Origin of the sequence: Bradyrhizobium sp. Ai1a-2 (assembly GCF_000426245.1) — a bacterium.
Lineage (GTDB): Bacteria > Pseudomonadota > Alphaproteobacteria > Rhizobiales > Xanthobacteraceae > Bradyrhizobium.
Genome location: NZ_AUEZ01000081.1, coordinates 1 through 6,762 on the forward strand (window position 1 = coordinate 1; position 6,762 = coordinate 6,762).

Genomic DNA, 6,762 nt, shown 5'->3' on the forward strand with positions numbered 1-6,762 from the left:
TATGACTTCGGCGACAGCTGGGACCATGTGATCAAGCTCGAAAAATGGTTCGAGAACACCACGACGGAGGGACTTCCCTTCTTGCTCGAGGCCGCCGGTCGTTGTCCTCCGGAAGACGTCGGCGGTGCGCCGGGTTATGCCGAATACCTCGAAGCCATCAGAGACCCCGCCCATCCGGACCACGAACATATGCGCCTCTGGGGTCCGGAGCGGTTCGATCCCAACGTCGTCGACCGGAAGGCGCTCGAAGCCGCCGTCAACGCGTTGTCCGACACATGGAAACCGCGGCGACGCGCCACGCGAACAAAATAGGCGTCAAGCGCCATTCAAGAGGGCCGCAGAGCTCCGCTTACGAAGAATGGTTGCGCCAAATGCCCTAACCGTTGCCATGATTGCGGTATCCCTAGTGTCTGCGAGACAGTCTGAGTGCGAACCGAATTGAGAACGACACGAGCGCCGTCACACCGGCCCTATGTGCCCCCCATATCCCGCGTTTAGGATGTGTTATTGTAAGAAACTCTCGGCTGATGTTCCGGTTATGAAAATGCCCTGACTTCGAACGTCCGCCATTGTCGTCGCCAAAAGTGGAGCCTTCGGCCACCGCTCTCGATTTCGAGCGGCGGTTCACCGCGGCATGGTTATTTCCCTAGGAGACCGCACCTGATTGCTCAGTTGCTTGCTCGCTCTCTGCGCTGGAATTCTTGGCCGCCTGAGACCGGTTGCGCATGATGCAAATGTACTAATCACGCTGTACTTCGTTCGATCTAAAGGCGCGCTCTAGCTCTCTATCGAGAAGAAGGGACCACACACCGGCTCCCGAACATGCCGAGCGTGCCGACGATTGCCGTCACGAGCTCGGCTTGCCGGCGCGTGCCGGTCTTCTCGAGGGCGGACGCGAGCTGGTTGCGCACGGTGTTGCGAGAATGGCCGCTGTCGCGCGCATACTCGGCCAGCGTCCGTCCCGCGATCAACGCGCTGACGAGCCGCGCCTCGGCGGCTGACAATTTGAATGCCGCCTGTATCACCTCTGGGGGAATGGATAGCGCACACTCGGCTGCGACCACGAGCACAAGAACAGTCGCCTCAGTGCCGAGATCGAGCGTAAACTGCGAGCGGTGGCTTGGTCCGTTTGGTAGCACCGCCCGCATAGGCACGGCCCAACCGATAAACACCCGTCCGGACGCGCGCGAGGTCAAACGTACGGGCTGCGTCGTGAGCGCCGGCGGCGGGCGCACGGCGCACGTTATGGCGGCGGCAAACGCCGAGTTCTCCGCGCAATTGGCGGCGTGAAGTCTCTTCGAGCGATCGGTGCATAGCACGCGGTCCCGCCGCAACAGATCTTCAGCCCTTTGATTGGCGAGTAGGAGCCTCCCGGCCCCATCGACCACGAGCGCGGCGAGCCTCAGCGCATCAAGGCTGGTCCCAAGCGTTCGCTCCGCCGTGCGTGCAGCCGCCATGGCGTGATTGATTTCGACGGCACGTATCAGGTGCGGCACCAGCAGGGCGAATCGACGCTCGTAAGTAGTTCTATTGTTCCGATAGACCGACGCATGAGGCGCAATGCTGAGAAGCGCCACGCTGCTCTTGTCTCGACAGAGCGACACCCCGAGGTGATCGGACGTGATGCCCTGCGGCATCATCCAGTCATTAAAGAACTCGGTTTTCTCGACGGCGCTTGCAGCCAACAGGTTGGTGGCACAGACCAACTCGCCGACCGGGATTTTTTCAAACCCTGATGCGGGGTAAGGATTGACGCTTGCGAAGTGCTTCTCATAAGAGGTAACAAACGAAACGTCGCCGCCGAAGTTGTGGAACCCCGTTATGGTCCGCTTCGTTACATCATAGAAATGCAAGACGCCGCACGCGCCGCCAAATGGGCCAGGCAGCGCATCTAGGAACGCCTGCCATCGTTCGGGATCAAGCGCCGCGTCGTAGAGAAGATCGAGCAGTCGCGGGAACTCTCTCTCGTGGAAGGTCCGCATAGCACCGCCCCTTGCAATTCATTTCGGGTCAGTGTTCGGACGCGGCGTCATTGCCGGCCGCCACTGATCAGCTCCGTCTCCCAGTGCGCGGACGCGGCGATGGCGCTTGCCAGCCGATTGCGTGCAGCGGCATGCCAAGTCGATGGGCGGCTATCCGCTGACGGTCTCCCCGCGGTGAGCTCGGGACGACACTCGCGCGACAAATCGCAATGGCTCTAGGAGCGTTCCTCACAAACGTGCACCTCGGGAAAGTCCCGAGAGCGATGAAAAAAGGTACGTAAGTACAACTGCCATATATGACGATAAGTTTGAATCTATATCTACTACAACTTGAGATTATTCCGCGGCAACGCGCCATTTTATCGCAGGTGCGATGCTGGATATCGGCGACGATGCAAGAGCCCGCCAACCCCATCTCCCCTTCCTGCAACTTGCGTCCAAAACCAACGAGACGACAGGGTGCATGCACTTACTTCCCCTCGGCCCGTAGCCGACGTTTGGCCGGTGAGCCTGGCAAGGTCCTCTTCCAGAGATATAAAGCGGACCGAGCAATTGCCGTAGTCCGTCAGTTCTTGAAAGCCAAGCCGAAGTGCGCCGATCTATTTTGGGCTGGCCATTCTTGCGGAATTTTTTCCCCAACCTGCGGCCGTTAAAATTGGAGCGCCGCCGCGCTCGAAAATGTTGTCCCTTCCTATTTTAGGACCTGCCCCCGCCGCCTGTTTGCGTTGGCCTTAAGCCTTCCACCATCCGTTCGACAATCCAGCAGCATGCCATGGACATCCCGCTCATACTTTCGTCCTACAGGCACCGGCCCTCCCATGGACAGCCCGAATCCGATAGGCTGCCGCGTTCCCCACGTATAAGATTCAACATGCAGGGAAGAAGCCGGTTGTGATAGTGACATGGTCGCCCGACGGAAGCGTCTGTCCGATCTGCGCGGGCCCTGGGAGGGGGTTCGCGCGATATTCCGCCGCCCTTTGCGAACCGTGCGTAAGGATCCGTCCGTGACGCGGAAAATCTGCCTTTTTACGCCAAGGGCATCGAATGTCGGGCCAGAGAACACCGGTTTGGTGGTGTGCAGCCCCTCAAGGCTTGGGAAGCTTCCGACCGGGGGTGACTCGTCGCCGGCAGATAGAATGGAAAAGCGGAAGTGCGCCTTTACCGAGGGATAGCCGTTAGGGAGGCGCTTGCCGATACGTCCGTGGAAGGCATCCGGCAAGACGGTTTGGCCGTCGATGCGGGGTTCTGGCGCATGATTATGTCCGACATCAAGGACCAGTTGGAAGATCTCTGGCGATCTCCGGAGCTTTCGACCAAGCTCACTCGCCCGGATTCTAAGGACGTCCTTGGGATTTGCGCCTGCGCCAGAAAGCAGGACGCGCTCTATTACGCATGTAACCACAACCGCAAGGCGGAGAACACGGCTTCGATCCTGATCTCATTTGAGGCCGATCCAGATGACGTTGTCGTTGACGGCCGTGATTTCCTCTATACGGTCGTGCAGCTCGGGAAGCCGGTAACGAGCCGGGCTTCTCTCGAGAGGCTGTTTGGCCCGGCAGTCCTGAGATACGCGGACCGCGCCTGGGCCACATCGGTTCAGGACTCTCGGGTCGCCTGCGTTGATCTCGCGATCCATGACGCTGACATCATCACCGCTCACTCTGCCAACCAGCTCGTCATCGGCGGGCGCAATCGAACGCGCTTCGCGTCGGCCTTCATCGTGCGGGGACCGATCGCCGCGGAGCGTATCGTCTCAGTCGAACGAGTCGATCACCGCGACTACAGCTTACCACGTATCGACATAGCGCTGGACGATGCGATTGGACGACGATGATGCTTGTCTACTTATGATTTTATCTCTTTAAATCACCTGCAGGGCCCGCCAATGACCAGCGCGTCGGAGGCTGTTCGATGTAAGAGCGCGCCGGCCTCTAAGCCATCATTCAATTTGAGCCGCGATTTGCCTAATTTACTGCCCCACACGGACACGGCAGGTTCCGATCTGCGCACGAATTGAGTTAACACTAAGCCCGAACGCAGCCGAAGCAAGAGCGACAACTTAGGCGAGAATCGTTCTAGTCGAGAAGGAACTTGGACGGGACGTATTCTCTCCAGGATCACTAGCAAAGCGGGCCAGATTCAGCCACATTGACCCTTGTCTTGGTTGTATTCAAAGTTTAGGACGCTTTTTCCTTCGAACTGCTCAAGAGCAAAGCCCGAAGTGCCTGAAATATGCGAAATGTAGCAGACGCTTTTTCGCGGACGGGGGGACTTCAAGCAGGCCGATCTCGACAACCTGGATTGAAAAACCGAAGGCCGTCACCTGCGAAGGTCCGGCGCCGGGGGGGGGTACAATGAGTTTGCCGACAGTCTTTGATCTATGCAGCCCACGGGATGACGTTCTCGATGGCACGGTCACCGACAGCGACTTTGCGGCGAATCTCGCTCGCGTGCTTCGCGGCGATGCGACGCCTGACTATCTCGATCCGGAACGGTTCTTCGCAAACACGTACCCTACCGAGGGCCTCAAGGGGCTGCTCGCAAACGTTTGTGGCCGGTTGTCGGGGAGGGGAAGTTCGGTTTCGGCGGTATTTCGGCTCGACACTTCGTTTGGCGGCGGCAAGACGCATGGCCTCATAGCACTTGTGCACGCGGCACGGGGGATGCAGGGCGTTTCGAATGTCGAAGAATTCGTCAGTCCTACGACTGTGCCGAACGTCGCGGTACGTGTGGCTGCCTTCGATGGCGAAAATGCCGACGCAGCTAACGGACGTCCGATGGGCGAAGGCGTTCGAGCGTTCACGCCATGGGGCGAGATCGCTTACCAACTAGCGGGCAAGACGGGTTACGAGATCGTCCGTCGGTCAGACCAGGACAGGATCGCGCCCGGCACTGATACTATTCGGTAGCGATCCCGTGTTGATCGTTCTGGACGAGCTCGGGGAGTATCTGCGGAAGGTCCAGCAGATGGACGGCCGGGATCAGTTGGCGGCTTTCATGAAGGCGCTCTTCACCGCGGTCGAGACAACTCCGAATGCTGCGGTCGTCTACACCCTCGCCGTGCAGGCGGGCGGCAAGAGTGTCGATGCTTTCGCGGCCGAGAACGAATTTCTTGCCAGCGCTATGCTGGAGCTTGAGAGCGTTTCGGGCCGCAAGGCCACGATATTGAATCCCACCAAGGACGACGAGACGGCGAAGGTCATTCGGCGCCGGATCTTTTCGCGGATAGACGATGATCGCGCGGCCGAGGTTATCGGCGCTTATAAGGCGCTCTGGAACACACATCGCGATTCGCTATCGGAAGAGGGGCGTAGGCCGAGTGCGACCGAGGAATTCTTGCTCAGCTACCCGTTCCATCCGGACATGCTCGATACACTGACGAGCAAGACCGCTAACGGAGATTGAGATTGTACCCGGCATCGATCGCGGTGCTGGCGATGCGAGGCATAATGGCGAGTGGCCCTGTCGGGCCGCGCTCGCCCTTCGGACCTTGTTGCCCGCGCTTGCCGGCGGAAGCGACCAGCTGCCAGTTCTCACCGGGGCACGGACCGGGATCGTCACGCAGTGCGACAAAGCTGGACCCATTGAGCATAGTGATATCCAGCCGCTTGTAGTCCTTTGAGGGGTCATAGGTGCCGCGAGGCCGGAATGTACGACCGTCCTTGCCATCTGCGCCGGATCGCGCCAAGTAGGTCCAGTCTTCACTGTCCGGACAGGGTGCTGTCGCGGTGTCACGCTTAGCCTGATAGCTGCCGGTCTGATCGGCAACCACGTTGCCGCGATAGTAGACGCGGCCGGCGATATACGGCTCGACCATCGGCAGCGAACCCGGCTCGCCCTTTTCGCCGCGCGGGCCCGCAGCGCCATCGGCGGGCTGCCTGATCAGCGCCACTCGGTCTACGATCTCGGCGCGCAGTTCAGCACGAAGCTCTGCGCGAATTTCTTCGCGCATTTCTGCCTTGGCCGCGCGGATGTCAGCTAGCGCCGTTTCCAGCTTCCCCGAATTGCCGTCCAATTCGCGTCGAACAAATTTGTTGGTTTCATCGAATAAGCGATCGAGTTGCTCGTTGATGCCTTCGCCCAATCCCGCGATGACGCTATTCTGAAACGCTGCGATTTGCTCGCTCACAAGGTTCTGGACGTACTGCGCCCACGACGCCTGAACGGCCGCGTCATTCGAAACCGCGGCGATGGTCGGAGCGATGCTTCTGGTTTTCTCGGTCGCGGTGGCGTTCGCGTCTTCATACCTGCTGGCGCTACTCATACTGCCGTATCGCGATTTGCCTGACATAGGCAGCCTCCCTCATTGTTAGGCGATTAAATGTAGCACTAGATCGGCACCTTATGTCCGATCGTCCGGTGCGTTGCGAAGGGCGCCTGCAAAAGCGCCGAAAGAGTTGGCAGTGAAGGCTCTGGAAGTGAAGCCGTAGGTTCGCCGGCGGATTCCAGGACTCGCCTGAACACCGCTGAACTTAGGCCTAATCCGGCCCGACGGCTTCGAGCGAAAGTTTGCCTTTGAAATAATTTAGGAAATCCTCTTGACGCCAAGTCGTGTGGTCCTGGCGCCCCGACGCTGGCGCTAAGTTTTTCGCGCGAACCAGTTCGCGCTTGAGATGACGGTGGCAAAAGAGCCCGGTCACCGGGGAGAGCACGAAGTAAGCCGTAAACCATCGCGCAGGGAAAGCCGGAATGCTTCGGTTGAACCTGTGGTCCTACCCCCGTGCTTTTTGTTGCACGGGACCCACGGGTGCAACCAGCACCCGGCTTTCCCTGCGCCCTC

6 protein-coding genes are annotated in these 6,762 nt (G+C 59.4%); 4 read left to right on the forward strand and 2 right to left on the reverse strand.

Annotated elements, in window-relative coordinates; translation table 11 throughout:
* Nucleotides 1-312: plasmid pRiA4b ORF-3 family protein (locus tag K288_RS0134925; protein ID WP_027583717.1), on the forward strand; the 312-nt coding region annotated here is incomplete at its 5' end.
* 473 nt (nucleotides 313-785) lie between these two features.
* Here the strand turns inward: K288_RS0134925 and K288_RS0134930 are convergent.
* Nucleotides 786-1,982 (reverse strand): helix-turn-helix transcriptional regulator, encoded by a 1,197-nt coding sequence (locus tag K288_RS0134930; RefSeq protein ID WP_027583718.1) that lies wholly within the window; start codon nucleotides 1,980-1,982, stop codon nucleotides 786-788.
* Between the two features lie 1,201 nt (nucleotides 1,983-3,183).
* Between K288_RS0134930 and K288_RS0134935 the strand changes: the two genes are divergently transcribed.
* The 3 genes from K288_RS0134935 (at nucleotide 3,184) to K288_RS0134945 (ending at nucleotide 5,387) form a co-directional block, all read left to right on the forward strand.
* On the forward strand, nucleotides 3,184-3,816 hold the full coding sequence (locus tag K288_RS0134935) for a hypothetical protein (protein ID WP_152535812.1): 633 nt from the start codon (nucleotides 3,184-3,186) through the stop codon (nucleotides 3,814-3,816).
* A gap of 520 nt (nucleotides 3,817-4,336) precedes the next feature.
* A complete protein-coding gene (locus K288_RS0134940) occupies nucleotides 4,337-4,891 on the forward strand; it encodes an ATP-binding protein (protein WP_027583720.1) in 555 nt (184 codons plus the stop codon).
* A gap of 10 nt (nucleotides 4,892-4,901) precedes the next feature.
* Nucleotides 4,902-5,387 carry a DUF499 domain-containing protein gene (locus tag K288_RS0134945; protein ID WP_210164440.1) on the forward strand — a complete coding sequence of 162 codons (486 nt, stop codon included), beginning with the start codon at nucleotides 4,902-4,904 and terminating at the stop codon, nucleotides 5,385-5,387.
* Here K288_RS0134945 and K288_RS0134950 read toward each other — a convergent pair.
* Nucleotides 5,374-6,273 (reverse strand): hypothetical protein, encoded by a 900-nt coding sequence (locus K288_RS0134950; RefSeq protein WP_152535814.1) that lies wholly within the window; start codon nucleotides 6,271-6,273, stop codon nucleotides 5,374-5,376. The two genes, K288_RS0134945 and K288_RS0134950, sit on opposite strands and share 14 nt — an antisense overlap.
* Nucleotides 6,274-6,762: the final 489 nt, after the last annotated feature.

Excerpts from the sequence above, each read along its gene's own strand:
- K288_RS0134930 (WP_027583718.1), bottom strand. The coding sequence starts at position 1,982 with ATGCGGACCTTCCACGAGAGAGAGTTCCCGCGACTGCTCGATCTTCTC.
- K288_RS0134940 (WP_027583720.1), top strand. The coding sequence starts at position 4,337 with ATGAGTTTGCCGACAGTCTTTGATCTATGCAGCCCACGGGATGACGTT.
- K288_RS0134950 (WP_152535814.1), bottom strand. The coding sequence starts at position 6,273 with ATGTCAGGCAAATCGCGATACGGCAGTATGAGTAGCGCCAGCAGGTAT.